Source organism: Cupriavidus sp. FW305-46 (assembly GCF_058787075.1).
The window spans coordinates 1-16,342 of sequence record NZ_JBYSZI010000097.1; the positions used below are offsets into that span (position 1 = coordinate 1).

Annotated in this window: 15 protein-coding genes, 1 tRNA gene and 1 pseudogene; 5 read left to right on the forward strand and 12 right to left on the reverse strand. The window is 65.6% G+C overall.

All coding sequences use genetic code 11. The annotated features are described in order from the left end of the window. Positions 1-98: 98 nt before the first annotated feature. The 10 genes and pseudogenes from AC3WON_RS29380 to cysS form a co-directional block, all read right to left on the reverse strand. Positions 99-650, reverse strand: coding sequence for a hypothetical protein (locus tag AC3WON_RS29380; RefSeq protein ID WP_492353318.1), 552 nt, complete (start codon positions 648-650; stop codon positions 99-101). Between the two features lie 889 nt (positions 651-1,539). Beyond that, positions 1,540-2,454: a DUF2971 domain-containing protein gene (locus AC3WON_RS29385; protein WP_492353319.1), complete on the reverse strand. Its 915-nt coding sequence runs from the start codon at positions 2,452-2,454 to the stop codon at positions 1,540-1,542. A gap of 218 nt (positions 2,455-2,672) precedes the next feature. Further along, entirely contained in the window at positions 2,673-3,374 is a 702-nt protein-coding gene (locus tag AC3WON_RS29390) for a recombinase family protein (protein ID WP_492353320.1), read from the reverse strand. Between the two features lie 247 nt (positions 3,375-3,621). Beyond that, positions 3,622-3,789 (reverse strand): annotated as a pseudogene (locus AC3WON_RS29395) (DUF6538 domain-containing protein); the annotation flags it as partial. A 113-nt stretch (positions 3,790-3,902) separates the two neighbouring features. Continuing rightward, positions 3,903-3,996 (reverse strand) — tRNA-Ser (locus AC3WON_RS29400). 129 nt (positions 3,997-4,125) lie between these two features. Beyond that, positions 4,126-5,376 carry an aspartate kinase gene (locus AC3WON_RS29405; protein WP_492320986.1) on the reverse strand — a complete coding sequence of 417 codons (1,251 nt, stop codon included), beginning with the start codon at positions 5,374-5,376 and terminating at the stop codon, positions 4,126-4,128. Positions 5,377-5,499: 123 nt separating this feature from the next. Continuing rightward, positions 5,500-6,951: a tRNA lysidine(34) synthetase TilS gene (gene tilS / locus AC3WON_RS29410; RefSeq protein WP_492320985.1), complete on the reverse strand. Its 1,452-nt coding sequence runs from the start codon at positions 6,949-6,951 to the stop codon at positions 5,500-5,502. Next, complete coding sequence (locus tag AC3WON_RS29415; RefSeq protein ID WP_010808961.1) at positions 6,917-7,888, reverse strand: acetyl-CoA carboxylase carboxyltransferase subunit alpha; 972 nt, start codon at positions 7,886-7,888, stop codon at positions 6,917-6,919. The genes tilS and AC3WON_RS29415 overlap by 35 nt, the downstream gene beginning before the upstream one ends. 115 nt (positions 7,889-8,003) lie before the next feature. After that, positions 8,004-8,831: a DNA-3-methyladenine glycosylase family protein gene (locus tag AC3WON_RS29420; RefSeq protein WP_492353321.1), complete on the reverse strand. Its 828-nt coding sequence runs from the start codon at positions 8,829-8,831 to the stop codon at positions 8,004-8,006. Continuing rightward, complete coding sequence (cysS, locus tag AC3WON_RS29425; RefSeq protein ID WP_011614939.1) at positions 8,828-10,216, reverse strand: cysteine--tRNA ligase; 1,389 nt, start codon at positions 10,214-10,216, stop codon at positions 8,828-8,830. The genes AC3WON_RS29420 and cysS overlap by 4 nt, the downstream gene beginning before the upstream one ends. A gap of 284 nt (positions 10,217-10,500) precedes the next feature. Between cysS and AC3WON_RS29430 the strand changes: the two genes are divergently transcribed. From AC3WON_RS29430 to AC3WON_RS29445, 4 genes are all read left to right on the forward strand, one after another. Then, on the forward strand, positions 10,501-11,211 hold the full coding sequence (locus AC3WON_RS29430; RefSeq protein ID WP_492353322.1) for a tetratricopeptide repeat protein: 711 nt from the start codon (positions 10,501-10,503) through the stop codon (positions 11,209-11,211). Between the two features lie 74 nt (positions 11,212-11,285). Further along, positions 11,286-11,870 (forward strand): peptidylprolyl isomerase, encoded by a 585-nt coding sequence (locus AC3WON_RS29435; protein ID WP_492353323.1) that lies wholly within the window; start codon positions 11,286-11,288, stop codon positions 11,868-11,870. A 23-nt stretch (positions 11,871-11,893) separates the two neighbouring features. After that, positions 11,894-12,394, forward strand: a complete 501-nt coding sequence (locus AC3WON_RS29440; RefSeq protein ID WP_010808966.1) for a peptidylprolyl isomerase — start codon at positions 11,894-11,896, stop codon at positions 12,392-12,394. A gap of 66 nt (positions 12,395-12,460) precedes the next feature. Further along, the gene (locus tag AC3WON_RS29445) at positions 12,461-13,258 is read left to right on the forward strand and encodes a UDP-2,3-diacylglucosamine diphosphatase (RefSeq protein WP_492320981.1); all 798 of its coding nucleotides are present in this window, start codon (positions 12,461-12,463) and stop codon (positions 13,256-13,258) included. 30 nt (positions 13,259-13,288) lie between these two features. On the opposite strand, the gene cysE is transcribed toward AC3WON_RS29445, so the two are convergent. Together cysE and AC3WON_RS29455 are read right to left on the reverse strand one after the other, a co-directional pair. Continuing rightward, complete coding sequence (gene cysE / locus AC3WON_RS29450) at positions 13,289-14,032, reverse strand: serine O-acetyltransferase (protein ID WP_492353324.1); 744 nt, start codon at positions 14,030-14,032, stop codon at positions 13,289-13,291. Positions 14,033-14,337: 305 nt separating this feature from the next. Further along, the gene (locus AC3WON_RS29455) at positions 14,338-15,168 is read right to left on the reverse strand and encodes an RNA methyltransferase (RefSeq protein WP_492353325.1); all 831 of its coding nucleotides are present in this window, start codon (positions 15,166-15,168) and stop codon (positions 14,338-14,340) included. A 191-nt stretch (positions 15,169-15,359) separates the two neighbouring features. Between AC3WON_RS29455 and AC3WON_RS29460 the strand changes: the two genes are divergently transcribed. Continuing rightward, positions 15,360-16,178: an inositol monophosphatase family protein gene (locus AC3WON_RS29460; protein WP_010808970.1), complete on the forward strand. Its 819-nt coding sequence runs from the start codon at positions 15,360-15,362 to the stop codon at positions 16,176-16,178. Positions 16,179-16,342: the final 164 nt, after the last annotated feature.

Here is a 16,342-nt window from a genome sequence, read left to right on the forward strand (position 1 = left end):
CCCTTGCCCCCCCAGTTTCAACTGCCCAAAGTTTTGCCGTATGCCTGCGTCCATCTGCGCCGGCACTCGCGAACGCGTCTTCGTGGCTACACGCCCGTTCATACTGACCACCCCGCTTCCCCCATCACCTCCACTAGATCAGGCTCACCTTGAGCGAAGCGGAAGAACGCATCCCCCTCCTCGCGGGCCAGCTTGGCGAGGTCATCCGTCCGCCAGCCAAAGTCGTCCTGCACTTCCAGCCTCCCCGTTGGGTAAATCCGGGCTGTGTACTTGCCGTGCTGCACCTCCCGGAACTCGCCTGCGCGCTCGGCACGCTCGGCGTCGCACTGATCCAGCCAGCGATTCCTGCTTACGCGCTGACGGCCATTGGCTGTGAAGACATACGCCGCCTTATCCAGCTTCCCGCCCGGTGTCAGCTTCAACGGCGAACGCTTGGCAGCGCAGCCAGCGCACGACCCGTCGCGCACAAGCCGGGATTGACTGCTGCACTTGTCGCACCGCCGCTTAACCACAAACCGACTTTCACCATGCATCCACGCGGCAAACCGCAGCGGGTCGCGGCATCGACGACCAATCTTGCGCAGAGCGGCCACGTCATCCTTCACCTGCCGGTACAGCGCCCGTGTGAGCCTACTGGCCCCGACTTTCATAGGTGCCCCCAACGCACGCCGCGAACAACCTTTTGCGCTGTACTGCGATGCACGCCGAACGCACGGCCAATGCTTGCGAAGCTTGCGCCCTCGGCAGCCATCCGGCGCATTTCCTGGACGACTGCCGCCGTCAGTACCGCACGGCCATTTCTGCTTCCACGCGCACCCCGGCGACGCCGCACGCGGTGCTTCGTTTGCGGGGGCGGTGCCGCCGCAGGCCCGACTCCGCGTGCAATAAACACTTCCACTGCGACAAACAAGTCGGCCAGTAGATCGAGACTCACACATGCTTTGGTGCTACTATCCTTTCCCTGCATTCAATCTCCTTCCGGCCTCTCGGGCCAACACAAAGGCCAGTCAATCCCTCTGATCGACTCAGCCTGATGGCATCACCCGCTGCAATCGGACGAACGCCTCCCTGGCCGCTTACGCAGCCATCCTGACCAAGCCTGTCAGATCACGGCTTGACCACCAATGCCAGTTGTCTGGCCCTAGTTGTTAAAGAACGCAGGCCGTCAGCTTTGCCGATGACCTCTCCTCGTTCGCTTTGCGAGGACGCAAAAAGGCCACCTCTCTTGCAGCCTCTAGGACTGGTTCGATTGGTGGCCTTGCCCGGTCTCAGTTAGCTCTAGAGAGAGCCGTCATCACCGAATGCGAGGTTCGCGCCCTATTACTGCGCAACCTAAGAAGGGTGGACAGTAACGGCGCACGGGAGATACCCGCGGGCACTTAGTGTATTTCGCATTTCGGACCGCTGTCAACGTGGGATTGCTGGTAAGCAGGAGCGTATGCGGTAAGCCGTACCGGGGCGCGAAGCACGGAGGGCGACCACAAGCGAGCTTGAGAGCGTCGGCTTGACCAACTGGTTAAGCCAGAGGTAGAAAAATAGCTATTTGCACTCATTCACGATGAGGCCACCCAATGACCGAGATAGCTGAACCTCGAAGAAGCGAACATCCTTGCCTGCGGCTGCCTCAGCTAACCTCCGATAGTGGTTGCGGCGCTCAGGAGTCATCTTGATACCAAATGTGACTGAAACGAGCGGCCCAGGCCAATCGAACAGACCAGAGGATTCTTCAACGTAACGCCATTCGCGCTCGTAATTCCACACCGGAGTCTTTGTACTTATTGCGGCCCGAAACACTTCGTCTTCAAACGAAACCCTACCAACAGACCTGGTTCCACCACCGGGTGCTGCGTAGAATGTAACCTCGTTTTTGAAGCCGGTTTTGAAGGTGGGCTTTTCCGACGCATAGGTCACCGGCAGCGCGTGCCTTGGTTTGGTAAGTTTGCAGTCCGGGGCGCAACCGAACCCCAAAGCGATGCCAGAGTGGTTGCCTCCGTAGTGTGCCCACATGAGTTCATTGTCAATGGCCTCGCTGAGGCTAAAGACTCCAACTGCCTTTAGGCGCTTTCGCATGTCCTGAAAGATCGCCTCGGGACGCGACAAATCCCTTCCGTGATCTGCGTAGAGTTGCCGCATCGCTGCAACCTTCTGCTTGTGTGACAGTCCCCGGAATCGCTTCCACCAACGCTTGGTTTGACGTTCGGTGAGCGAAAAGAGTGTTGCTGGAAGTTTTTGACCAGGCATGCCCACCATGCCCATCAATTGACCTTCCTCAAGTTTACGAATTGTGGCCGCTTCCCATGCCCTGGGAATTTCGCCAGTTTTGCACTCCAGAGGATCATTGAGCTGACTTGGCGATGACAGCCAAACTTTCCTCGCTTTAAAGATGCTCTCCGTACGCTCCGAGTCATCTCTATACTTAAAGAGTGTAGACGGTGGAATAAGTGTTTCCTGCATTGATAGGTACTTGGCTTGCGGCCTAGCTTGTTATAAATGTCGAAATGACAGATTAACATGTCGGGCTGTCGTTTAACGCGAGGCCGGCAAACTGCATCGAGCCGCGCCAACGGTATCTTTCAGGCGCTCCACGTCTCAATAAGACAGGTTTAATAGAATCGACAAACAACGGGCCTCGAACGCGTCATGGCTGCAAACCGTGCAACATTCACACTGAATTAGGAAAGCACACTCACCGGCCGCATCTGGCTGCACTCGGCCAGTCGGCCCAGCGTCCGCTGCAACTGCGTGAGATGCCACGCCCCGCCCGTGGCAGTGCGGATACCAAGCGTATTCAACTCCTCCACCATCGCCCGCCGAGTAAGTCCACGGGCCTGCATACCCTCCAACACGCCGCGCAACTTCTCGGCGAAGGCGCCCGCTTGCTGCCGCCGCTCCTCCAGCTTGGGCTTGAGGTTCGCTGCACCCGCCGTCCCGAGCTTTACGCCTCGCCCCTTGGCCGCTGCCAGTGCCGCCTTAGTCCTTGCGCTAATTTGGTCCCGCTCCCACTCGGACATGACGGCGTGCATCTGGATCATGACCTTGTTCGCTTGCGGCATGTCCGCCGCCACGAAGTCCACGCCCGTCTCCAGCAGCCCGGAAATGAAGTGAACGTTGCGGGCTAGCCGGTCCAGCTTAGCGATTACCAGCGTCGCGCCCTGCTTCTTACACTGGTCCAGCGCCTCCGCCAGCTTGGGCCGCTTCGCCAGCGCGTCGGCCCCCTTGCCCGTCTCCACCTCTGTGTACTCGCCCAGCACCTCCCACGCGCCGCCGTTGAGGTATGCCTGGACAAGATTGCGCTGTGCCTCGATGCCCAGCCCTGACTGCCCCTGCTTCTGCGTGCTCACCCGGTAGTACGTGACGAACTTGCCGTTTGCCATGCCTGTTCACCTCACAAGTCGTTCGGATGTCGGGGTTGCCCACCTCTGATACTGCGCGAGCCACCGCGTCCGCCGTCTTGTCAGTGGGATTGTTCTCGCGTCGCCAGATGGGAAGAAGGCAAGCCAGTGTGACCTTATTTGCCTTCGGCACGGGCTTCTCGGCCCCACCCTGTATGCTCACGGATGCAGCCAGGTCCGGCGTTACAGCAACCTGCGGGGGAGCGACTGGTTCACCCCGCTTTAGGCTGAACTCGTCATCAAGCTGGACGGCAGCGCGAAGCGCGAGACGGGCCGCTACGGGACGTTCTTTGGTGCGGAGGCTGTAGATGATCTCCCGCTTGCCATACGCGGCAACGAGATCAATGGGGACTTTCTTGCGGAAGTAGTAGACGCCGTTTCGGCGGGTGATGTGCATCGCTGCTACGTCTCCCTCGGTGTAAGTTACACGCGGAAGGTGCAGCGGTGTAAGACTGTCTCCTAGCGGATTCCCCAGCCCCCTCAAGGGCTGGGGTCCACATTCGCCATTTCTGGCGGAGACGGAGGGATTCGAACCCTCGATCCAGGTTTTGGCCCAGATGCTCCCTTAGCAGGGGAGTGCCTTCGACCTCTCGGCCACGTCTCCCAAACTTGCGTTGTGTGAGGGAGCCACACAACGAAGCGCGTATTCTAGCGGCGCCGCACGTGTTGGTCAACGAAAAATCGATCACTCAACACAAAAATCGCGACCCCGCCAGAAGTGTTCACGAACGGATCACGCCTGTTCCAGTTCGAAAGCCTTGTGCAGCGCGCGCACGGCCAGTTCCATGTACTTCTCGTCGATCAGCACCGAGATCTTGATTTCCGAGGTGGAGATCATCTGGATGTTGATGCCCTCTTCCGACAGGGTGCGGAACATCTTGCTGGCGATGCCAACGTGCGAACGCATGCCCACGCCCACCACCGACACCTTCGACACCTTCGGGTCGCCCGACACGCTGCCGGCGCCGATATGCGACTTGACGCCGTCGTTCAGGATGGCCAGGGCGCGCTGGTACTCGCCGCGCGGCACGGTGAAGGTGAAGTCGGTCTTGCCGTCGACGGACTGGTTCTGGATGATCATGTCGACGTCGATGTTGGCGTCGGCGACCGGGCCCAGGATCTGGTAGGCGATGCCCGGCTTGTCCGGCACGCCCAGAACGGTGATCTTGGCTTCGTCACGGGCAAAGGCGATGCCGGAGATGACGGCTGCTTCCATGGTGGAGTCTTCCTCAAAAGTGATCAGCGTGCCCGAGTGCATTTCCTGCTCGAGCGGCATAAGCGGGTCGGTCAGCGACGACAGCACGCGGGTCTTCACGCGGTACTTGCCGGCGAACTCCACGGAGCGGATCTGCAGCACCTTGGAGCCGAGGCTGGCCATTTCCAGCATTTCTTCGAAGGTGATCTGGTCCAGGCGGCGGGCGTCTTCGACCACGCGCGGGTCGGTGGTGTACACGCCGTCGACGTCGGTGTAGATCAGGCACTCGTCGGCTTCGATCGCGGCAGCGATGGCCACGGCCGAGGTGTCCGAGCCGCCACGGCCGAGCGTGGTGATGTTGCCGTCGTCGTCGATGCCCTGGAAGCCGGTGATCACGACCACGCGGCCGGCGTCGAGGTCGCCGAGGATGCGCTCGTCGTCGATCGATTCGATACGGGCCTTGGTATAGGCCGAGTCGGTCTTCACCGGCACTTGCCAGCCGGTGTAGCTGACCGCGTCGATGTCTTGGCCGTGCAGCGCGATGGCCAGCAGTGCCACGCTGGCCTGTTCGCCGGTGGAGGCGAGCATGTCCAGTTCACGCGGATTGGGCTGCGGCGAAATTTCCTTGGCGAGTCCCAGCAGGCGATTGGTCTCGCCCGACATGGCCGAAGGCACCACGACTACGCGGTGACCGGCGCGGTGCCACTTGGCCACGCGCTTGGCGACATTCTTGATGCGTTCCGTGGAACCCATCGAAGTGCCGCCGTATTTGTGAACGATGAGAGCCATCTTCTTGTCGACGCCAGCGATTGTGCAAAGCCCTTGAAAATACACGAACAAGCCCTGTCAGGCAAGGCGGGAGCGGAGTTCGGGCTGCAGATCGGAAGTGATGCCGGCGCCGATCCGGGGGCTTCAGTGCGTCGGCGTCGCCACTGCCGCGGGCCGCGGATGCCATTCGACGCGCCAGCGCGGCGCCGCCGGGGCGTCCGGCCAGCGGCGGTGCATGCCCAGGCCGGCGGCCAGCACCAGGGTATCGCCAGACCACAGCAGCGGCAGCCAGGCGCGGCGCCAGGCCGGGATGCCGGCTTCCTGGCAGGCTTGCTTCAGGGCCCGGGCCGGGCCGCCCGGGCGCAGCACGATACGCTCGCCGCCGCTGCGGGCGGCCAGGCGCAAGGGCTGGCGCAGCGCCGCTTCGGGCACGCCGAAGGTGTCATCACGGAAGAAATGGAGTTCGCCGCGCCAGGCAGGCACGACGATACGGGCCTCGCCGCGCCAGTCCAGCGTCACGGGTGCCGGCGCGGCGATCGGTGGCGGCGTGCAGGCCAGCACGCGGTCGCGGAAGCGGCGCAGGACCAGCCCCTCATGCGCGATCGCGGGCTCGCCGCCAGCGTGGGCGACCAGTTGCTCGCGCATCGCCGCCAGCCTGGCAGTGGAAGGCGCGCGCACGCCGAGGTCGCGCAGCCAGAAGCGCAGCACGGCATCGGCATGTGCCACGGGCAAGGCGCGCAGCCCTGCCAGGTCGAGTTCGGCAAGCGTGTCGGCATCGCGGCCGGGGCGTGCCAGCGCCGCCAGCGAGGCGGCTGCCAGTTCATCGATCAGTGCGCCTGCCTGGGCGAAATGCGCTGCCGCCTGCACCACGTTGGCCGACAACGCCGGGAAGGCCGCGACCAGCGCCGGCAGGTGCGCGCGCAAGGCATTGCGCGCATAGCGTTCATCGGCATTGGACGGGTCGTCGACCCATTGCAGCGCGTTGGCCGCGCAGTAGGCCTCGATCTCGGCACGGGCCACGTCCAGCCAGGGGCGCAGCAGCGTCACGCCGCTGCGCTCGTCGAGCGGGCGCAGCGCTGGCATGCCAGCCATGCCGGCCACGCCGGCGCCGCGGAACAGCCGCAGCAGCACGGTCTCGACCTGGTCGTCCTGGTGGTGGGCGAACAGCAGCAGGCGCGCGCCGCTGTCGGCGCACATCGCCGCCAGCGCGGCATAGCGCGCGCGGCGCGCGGCAGCTTCCACGCCCTCGCCCGCTTCGGGCTGCACCGACACCCGCCGCACGAAATAGCCGACCTGCCACTGCGCGCACTGCGCGGCGCAGAAACGGTCCCAGTCGTCGGCATCCGCCTGCAGGCCGTGGTGGACATGCAGCGCCACCACGCGCGCGCCAACGCCCCACTCCGCCGCGGCCGCGCGGGCGGCATGCAGCAGCGCGACCGAATCGCGCCCGCCCGACAGGGCCACCGCGATCGTCGCCGCGCCCGTGCCGCCGCCAGAAACAACAAAGGCCGCACCGGCCTGGAGGGCCTGTGCGACCTTGTCGGTCAGCCGGGCGGACGGGTCAGTCCTGGGTGCCGGTTTCCTTGAACTTGCCATAGGCGAGCAGGCGCTCATAGCGGCGAGCCTGCAGCTCCTTCACGCTCATGCCCTGGAACTGACGCAGCGACTCGGCCAGCGAGCGCTTGAGCATCGCCGCCATGCCCTTGTAGTCACGGTGCGCGCCGCCCAGCGGCTCGCTCACGATCTTGTCGATCAGGCCCAGCGCCTTCAGGCGGTGCGCGGTCAGGCCCAGCGCCTCGGCGGCTTCCGGTGCCTTCTCGGCGGTCTTCCACAGGATCGAGGCGCAGCCTTCCGGCGAAATCACCGCGTAGGTGGCGAACTGCAGCATCTGCACCACGTCGCCCACGGCAATCGCCAGCGCGCCGCCCGAACCGCCTTCACCGATGATGGTGGCGATCAGGGGCACCTTCAGGCCGGCCATCACGTACAGGTTGTGGCCGATGGCTTCGGACTGGCCGCGCTCTTCGGCGTCGATGCCGGGGAATGCGCCCGGGGTGTCAACGAAAGTGAAAATCGGCAGGCCGAACTTGTCCGCCAGCTCCATCAGGCGCTTGGCCTTGCGGTAGCCCTCGGGCTTGGGCATGCCGAAATTGCGCATGGCGCGCTCTTTCGTGTCACGGCCCTTCTGGTGGCCGATGACCATGCACGCCTGGCCGTTGAAGCGCGCCAGGCCGCCGATGATCGAAAGATCGTCGGCAAAGGTGCGGTCGCCGTGCAGCTCGTGGAAATCGGTAAAGATCTCGCGCACGTAGTCCAGCGTATAGGGACGCTGGGGGTGGCGGGCGATTTGCGCAACCTGCCACGGGGTCAGGTTGGCGTAGATGTCTTTGGTCAGCTGCTGGCTCTTGCCGGCCAGCCGCGAAATTTCTTCGGAAATATCAACAGCCGAATCGTCCTGCACAAAGCGCAGTTCTTCGATCTTTGCCTCGAGTTCGGCAATGGGCTGCTCAAAATCCAGGAAGGTGGTTTTCATAAAATCACACGTACCTGTCTGTGAAGGGGCGCATTCTACCGGAATTTGGTCGCTATCTTAGCGCCTGCCAGATAGCCCGGACTGCACCTGCCACTAAATTTTCTTGCTGTGATGCCTAATACGTCACTGGCAGCGGGTCGAGACTGCGCCACATATACCACGTGGCCACAGTTCGCCATGGCTCCCAGTTGGCCGCCACCTCGCGCGCCTCGCTGCGCGTGACCGGCTCGCCACTGAAGTAATTGGCGGAGATCGCGTTGATCAGGCCGATGTCATCGAGCGGCAGCACGTTGGGCCGCATCAGGTTGAACATCAGGAACATCTCGGCGGTCCAGCGGCCGATGCCGCGGATCTGCGTCAGCTCCGCAATTACTGCTTCGTCGTCCATCTGCGCCCATTCGCCGACATGCACCGTGCCCGCCTTGAAGTGGTCGGCCAGGTCGACCAGGTATTCCCCCTTGCGCTTGGACAGGCCGCAACCGGCCAGCTTCTCGGGACCGGCGCGCAGGAACTGTGCCGGGGTCAGCCTGGGGCACAGGGCATGCAGCCGCTCCCACACCGACTGTGCCGCCTTGACCGAGATCTGCTGGCCCACCACCGCGCGCGCCAGCGTGACGAACGGATCCCCGCGCGACACCAGGTGCGCCGGGCCGTAGGTCGGGATCATCTTGCGCAGGATGCGGTCGCGCTTCATCAGGTCGGCGCAGGCCTCGTCCCAGTAGGCGGGGCGCACCGCGTCGATGACGGTTTCGACCGGCAGCGGCACCGCATCCGCCTCGGGCAGCACGGCCTTGGCATTGCGCGTGCCCCTGGCCGTGTCCTTGCCGTCAGGCAGCGGCGCCTCCTTGGCGCCAGCCTTGCCCGGGCGCGGGCCGGCCGCCTTCACCCGGCCCCTCGTGGCGGGAGGCGTGGCGGTGGCGGGCTTGCGCGCGGCAGCGTTCAAGCACGCCTCCACTCGGTGGCACCGCCCGGCTTGTCTTCCAGCACGATGCCAGCTTCCAGCAGTTGCGCGCGGATGCGATCCGCTTCGGCAAAGTTGCGCTCCACCTTGGCGGTCTTGCGCGCGGCGATCAGGGTCTCGATCTGTTCCGGCGAGATGCCGTCGTCGGACCTGCCGCCTTGCAGGAAGGTATGCGGGTCGCGCTCGAGCAGGCCCAGCGTGCCCGCCAGCCCCTTGAGCTGGCGCGCAGCCGCGGTCGAGCCGGTGCGGTTGATCTCGCTGGCCAGGTCGAACAGCACCGACATCGCGATCGGCGTGTTGAAGTCGTCGCCCATGGCCTCGGCAAAGCGCCTGGCGTGCGGCTCGTCCCAGTCCACCGCGCAGCCGCCCGGCTGGCTGTCCTTGAGCGCCGTGTACAGGCGTGTCAGGGCGTGGCGCGCATCGTCCAGGTGCGCGTCGCTGTAGTTCAGCGGGCTGCGGTAGTGCGCGCGCAGGATGAAGAAGCGCACGACCTCGGCGTCGTACGACTTCAGGACCTCGCGGATGGTGAAGAAATTGCCAAGCGACTTGGACATTTTTTCGTCGTTGATGCGCACGAAGCCGTTGTGCATCCACATGTTGACGAAGGGCTTGCCGCTGGCGCCTTCAGACTGCGCAATCTCGTTCTCGTGGTGCGGGAACTGCAGGTCGGCCCCGCCGCCATGGATGTCGAAATGCTCGCCCAGCAGCGTGCAGCTCATGGCGGAGCATTCAATGTGCCAGCCCGGGCGGCCGGCGCCCCACTTCGAGTCCCACTTGCTCTCGGGCGGCTCGCTGGCCTTGGCGGACTTCCAAAGCACGAAGTCGAGCGGGTCCTGCTTGGCGTCGTTGGCGCTGACACGCTCGCCGGCGCGCAGGTCTTCCAGCGACTTGCCCGAGAGCTTGCCGTAGCCGGCGAACTTGCGCACCGAATAGTTCACGTCGCCGTCGCTGGCCTGGTAGGCCAGGCCCTTGGCTTCCAGCTTGCCGATCATGTCGAGCATCTGCGGCACGTAGTCGGTGGCGCGCGGCTCGTGGTCGGGGCGGATCACGCCCAGCGCGGCGGCATCCTCGTGCATGTACTGGATGAAGCGCGTGGTCAGCTCGCCGATGGTCTCGCCGTTCTCGGCCGCGCGGCGGATGATCTTGTCGTCGATGTCGGTGATGTTCTGCACATACGTCACCTCGTACCCGGCGGCACGCAGCCAGCGGTGCACCATGTCGAACACCACCATCACGCGAGCGTGGCCAACGTGACAATAGTCGTACACCGTCATGCCGCACACATACATGCGGACCTTGCCGGGTTCGATTGGCACGAATGGCTGTTTCTCACGCGCGAGCGTGTTGTAGATGTTCAGAAGCTGCATGAAACGAAGTGAGTGGTGAGAGGAGACTGCCGCGGTTCGCACAGCAGGCAGCGCGGGCCGTGGCGCCGGTTGCCCGGCGCCTGGCAGGCCGCCGGTGGCAACGCGGCCACTGGCGCAATTCCGTCGCGCCCCATATCTTACCGGAAGGCGCTGCGCTGGTTGCCTCCGGCACGGCGCCGCCAGCGCCGCGCGAGATGCCGCGCCCGCTGCCCCGATGTCATCGCCCTTCGTGCCGGACTTGCCGCTTTGCTAGAATGCCGCGGAGTATAACGGACCTGTCCTCAATGAGCCTGCCGCTGCCCTCCCCGTCTTCTGCCATGTTCGCCGCCCCCGCGCGCCGACGCGGCCATCGCGCCGTACTGCCCCTGCTGGCCCTGGCCGCCGCGCTGGCGGCCCCTGCCTACGCGCAGAACGGCCCGCTGTCGCTGGCCGCGCCGGCGACGCCGGTCGGCGGCATCCAGTCGACCGATCCTGGCATGAGCGAGGCCCAGCAGGCCGCCAACGCGCGCCGCTACGACGAAGCCATCAAGGGCTTCGACCGCGTGCTGGCCGCCAACCCGCGCAATGCGCAGGCACGCTTCCAGCGCGCCTGGGCCCTGGCCCAGTCCGGCCGCGAAGACGCCGCCATCCAGGCCTTTGCCGAAATGGCGCAGGAGTTCCCGGAACTGCCCGAGCCCCACAACAACCTGGCGCTGCTCTACGCCAAGCGCGGCGACCTGAAGCGCGCCGAGGCCGAGTTGCTGCTGGCCACCGAAGTCAAGCCGGGCTTTGCCATCGGCTATACCAACCTGGGCGACGTCTACCGCCGCCTGGCCGAGCAGGCCTACGCCGAAGCGCTGCGCCGCAATCCGGGCGATGCCCGCGCCAGCGCCGGCCTGCGCCAGCTGAACCCTGATGCCGCGGCGCCGGCCAAGCCGGCGGCGCCCGCCGGCACCGGCCGCAAGGCAACGCCAGCGCAGCGCCAGGCACCTGCCAGCGCCCCTGCCGCGAACTGACGGCCACCCATCCCAAGGCCCGGGCGCGGCGCGCCCGGACCATGTGCATCATCCAGACTTACCGGAGTTCCTTCATGATCCGTTCCCGTCGCATCGTCCTGGCCGGCCTGACCGCAGGCGCCCTGGCACTGTCCTCGTTCAACGCAATGGCTCAGCAAAAGGCCGCCGAGCGCGTCCAGTTCATCACCAGTGCCGGCAAGTTCACCGTCGAGCTCTACCCCGAGGCCGCGCCCAAGACCGTCGCGAACTTCCTGGAATATGTGAAAAGCGGCTTCTACAGTGGCACCATCTTCCATCGCGTAATCAATGGCTTCATGGTGCAGGGCGGCGGCTTCGACCGCGACATGAAGGAAAAGCCCACCCGTGCGCCGATCCCGCTGGAAGCCCGCGGCGGTCTGAAGAACAAGGCCGGCATGGTGGCCATGGCACGCACCAGCGACCCCAACTCGGCCACCGCGCAGTTCTTCGTCAATGTGGTGGATAATCCGAATCTCGACTACCCGCAGCCGGACGGCAACGGCTACGCAGTGTTCGGCAAGGTGGTGGAAGGCATGGAGACGATCGACAAGATCAAGAGCGTGCCGACCACGGCCTACGGCCCCATGCGCAATGTGCCGGCCGCGCCGATCGTGATCGAGTCGGCCACCGTCGTCAAATAACACTACCGAACAGAGGAAATCCCATGTCCAAGGTCCAGCTCCACACCAACCAGGGTGTCATCACCATTGAACTCGACGCCGAGAAGGCCCCGAAGTCGGTCGAGAACTTCCTGTCATACGTGCGCAAGGGCCACTACGACAACACCATCTTCCACCGCGTGATCAAGAACTTCATGATCCAGGGCGGCGGCTTCGAGCCCGGCATGAAGCAAAAGGGCACCGACGCCCCGATCGAGAACGAAGCCGGCAACGGCCTGAAGAATGACCGCTACACCGTGGCCATGGCGCGCACCAACGCCCCGCACTCGGCCACCGCGCAGTTCTTCATCAACGTGGTCGACAACGACTTCCTGAACTTCTCCTCGCCCACGCCGCAGGGCTTCGGCTATGCCGTGTTCGGCAAGGTCGTGGAAGGCACCGACGTGGTCGACCAGATCAAGGGCGTGCGCACCGGCAGCTCGGGCTTCCACCAGGACGTGCCGCTGGAAGACGTGGTGATCGAGAAGGCCGTCATCGTCGAGTAAGCCGATGCCTGACGATTGCGGTTCCGTGCGCATCCACGTGCCGGCATTCCCCTTCCGACACCGCGCATGACCGCGATCCCCCACACGCCGGTGGCCGGTCCCTTCGAGGCACAGGCGCCGGCGTGGTTCATTTCAGACCTGCACCTGACGCCCGGCATGCCCCGCACGCTGGCGGCCTTCGAGCGCACGCTCGAGCGCGCCGCACAGCACGCGCGCACGCTGTTCATCCTGGGCGACTTCTTTGAATTCTGGATCGGCGACGAAGAAACCGACTCGCCCTTCGCGCAGCGCGTGACCGGCGCCCTGCGCGCACTGGCCGCGCGCGGCGTGGCCGTGTACCTGATGCACGGCAACCGCGACTTCCTGCTGGGCCAGCGCTTCGCCAGCGCGGCCGGTGCCCGCCTGCTGCCCGACCCCGCCGTGATCCACTGTGCCGGCCAGCGCGTGGTGCTGAGCCACGGCGACATGCTGTGCATCGACGATGAACGCTATAACCGCTTCCGCCGCTGGACCCGCAAGCGCTGGGTGCAACGCGTGTTCCTGGCACTGCCGCTGAGCGCGCGTCTGTCGATCGCCCGCAAGCTGCGGGCAGACAGTGAAGGCAACCGTGCCAGGCAATTGAGCGCGGGAGCGGCCGTGCCGGTGATTTATGGTGATGTGGCGCCCGCGGCCGCGGCCGAGTTGCTCGGCGCCGCCGGTGCGTCGCTGCTGGTGCATGGACACACGCACCGCCCGGCACGGCATGAAGACGCCGCCGGCGTGCGCTGGGTGCTTACTGACTGGGACCTGGACGGCGCCCATCCGCGCGCCGCGGTGCTGCAACTGGATCGCGACGGCTTCCGCCTGTTGCCGCAGACCGACTGAGCGGCAGCGCCGGCCCGGCCCCTGCCCCGCTCACTTCATCAGCCTGCGCAGTTCGCTCGCGTCGAAGGGATCGTTCGGCGTGTTCTCCAGGTGTTCGCCAAGCCGGTCGAGCGCGGCCAGCACCGCCTCGATGCGGTCGTGCTGGCGCCCCGCATTGTCGATCAGGCTCTTGAGCGCCAGCGACACCGGATCGTCCGCATTGGGCGTGATGCCATAGGCCGAGAACTCCTGCTTGGCACCCTGCTGCGCCGATGGCGCATCCGGCAGGATGATGCGGGCGGGGATGCCCACGGCGGTCGCGCCCGGCGGCACCGGCTTTAGCACCACCGCGTTGGAGCCCACGCGCGCGCCGTCGCCCACCACGAATCCGCCCAGCACCTTGGCGCCCGCGCTCACCACCACGTTGGCGCCCAGCGTGGGATGCCGCTTCTGGCCCTTGTACAGCGAGGTGCCACCCAGCGTCACGCCCTGGTAGATGGTGCAGTCATCGCCGATCTCGGCGGTCTCGCCGATCACCACACCCATGCCGTGGTCGATGAACACGCGCCGGCCCAGCTTGACCGCCGGATGGATTTCGATGCCGGTGAAAAACCGCGCCCAGTGCGAGATCCAGCGCCCCAGCCAGTGGAAGCCCGCGTTCCAGCATCGATGCGCAAAGCGGTGGAACATCACGGCATGCAGGCCGGGGTAGCAGGTCAGCACTTCCAGGCGGCTGCGCGCGGCGGGATCGCGCAGCATGATGGTGTCGATATCTTCCTTCAGGCGAGAGAACATCTTGGTCGTGTCGTGTTGCCGCGCCGTGCGCCGCGCCACGCGGGCTGGTGCCCGGGGCAGGGTCGCCGGCGAGGTCAGTGGCCGGTGGGGACGGGATCAGGGAGTGTAAGTGATTTGCCGGACCCGCTTGGGGTGCCGGTGTTTGGCCCCTGATCCGTCAGGGACATTGCGGCGATGCTGCGGTCAACATCGCCCGGGCCTGCGCAAACCCGCAGCCGCAAGGCGACAGCGCGCGCGATTGCCGCGCGTGCCTGCGTCGCCCTGCATCGAATCGCTCCGGTTTGCTGCCACTGTCCTCGCTCCTGTCACCGGTCCTTGCGCGGGCCCGGCTGGTTCTGCGCGGCGATCAGCATATGCTTGGCGATGCCGCGCAGGATATTCACTTCCTCGCGCTCCAGGCCGCTGCGCGCCAGCAGCCGGCGCAGCCGGGTCATCAGCCTGCGCGGGTTGGACGGATCGAGAAAGCCGATTGCCTCCAGGCCCGTCTGCAGATGGCCGAACATGGCCTCGACCTGCTCGGCCGTGGCCGGCTCACCAGCATAGCCGATATTGGCGCCGGCGTCCGGGGCCGCCTCCAGCAGCGACAGCCGCATCTCGTAGGCGATGAGCTGCACCGCCTGCGCCAGGTTGAGCGAGGTATAGGCGGGATTGGCGGGGATATGGGTGACTGTGTTGCAGCGCTCGACCACTTCATTGGGCAAACCATAGCGCTCGTTGCCGAACACGAAGGCAACGCCGCCGCTGCCAGACAGCGTCTGGCGCGCGCGTTCCGCGGCGGCGCGCGGCAGCAGCCGCGGCGGGCCGAATTCGCGGTGGCGCGCGGTCATCGCCACGGTCAGCGCGGCGCCGGCCAGCGCCGCGTCGACCTGGTCGACGATGAGCGCGCCCGCCAGCACATCGTCGGCACCGCTGGCCATGGCGATGGCGTCGGGGTGCCGCAGCACATCCGGCTCGCGTGGCGAGACCAGCACCAGGCTGCCGAAGCCCATGGTCTTGATCGCGCGCGCCACCGAGCCCACGTTGCCCGGGTGGCTGGTTTCGACCAGCACGAAGCGCACGCGGCCGAAAGCGTTGCCGCCGGTATCACCGCTGTTGCCATCGGCAGCGGGCTGGCTCGTATCAATTGCCGGGTTCATATACAATTCGGGGTTCTTCTTTGGCGCGGCGCCAGGTTTTTGCTTGCTCGCGAGACTCTCGCGGCACATTTGCAGCAGAACCGGCGACGCCCGACGTTCTTCTACAATCCGTTGTGTTGTCAGCTGCCCATGAGCGGGCGTGCGGCGCTTTTGCGCCCCGCCGTGTCGTCGTGGCCGGCCTGGAGAGATTCATGCATCCGATGCTCAATATCGCCATCAAGGCGGCCCGCAAAGCGGGATCCATCATCAACCGCGCGTCGCTCGACGTCGATCTGGTGCGCGTCTCGCGCAAGCAACACAACGATTTTGTCACCGAGGTGGACCGCGCCGCCGAAGCCGCGGTCATCGAGATCCTGCGCACGGCCTACCCGGAACACGGCATTCTAGCGGAAGAATCCGGCCAGTCCTGGGCCGAGGGTGAAGACTCCCACGAGTACACCTGGGTCATCGACCCGCTGGACGGCACCACCAACTTCATCCACGGCTTCCCGCAATACGCGGTCTCGATCGCCCAGTTGCACCGCGGCACGCCCGTGCAGGCCGTGGTCTACGACCCGACCCGCGACGAGCTCTTCACCGCCAGCAAGGGCGCCGGCGCCTTCCTGAACAACCGCCGCATCCGCGTCACGCGCCGCGACAAGCTGGCCGACTGCCTGATCGGCACCGGCTTCCCGTTCCGCGACCTGGAAGGCCTGGACGAATACATGGAATTGTTCGCGCTGATGACCCGCAACTGCGCCGGCCTGCGCCGGCCGGGCGCCGCCGCGCTGGACCTGGCCTATGTGGCCTGCGGCCGCCTGGACGGCTTCTTCGAGCGCGGCCTGCAGCCTTGGGACATGGCTGCAGGCATGCTGCTGATCACCGAATCGGGCGGCCTGGTCGGCAACTACGCCGGCGAACCGCGCCAGATGGAACAGGGCGAAGTGCTGGCCGGCAACCCCAAGGCATTCGCCCAGATGGTGCGCCTGCTGTCGCCGTTCTCGCTGGACAACGCCAAGCCCGCCGCCTGACACCGGCACATGGCCTGACGGCCAGATCAGCCACACCCCGACGCCCGCCGCACCCCGGCGGGCGTTTTGCATGGTGCGCCGCGCCTGCCAGCGCGCCCTGCACTGCAGACCTTTCTCATTCCCCGGACGGCCATGATCCTCGTCAAGGTCGCCCCACCCTGCCC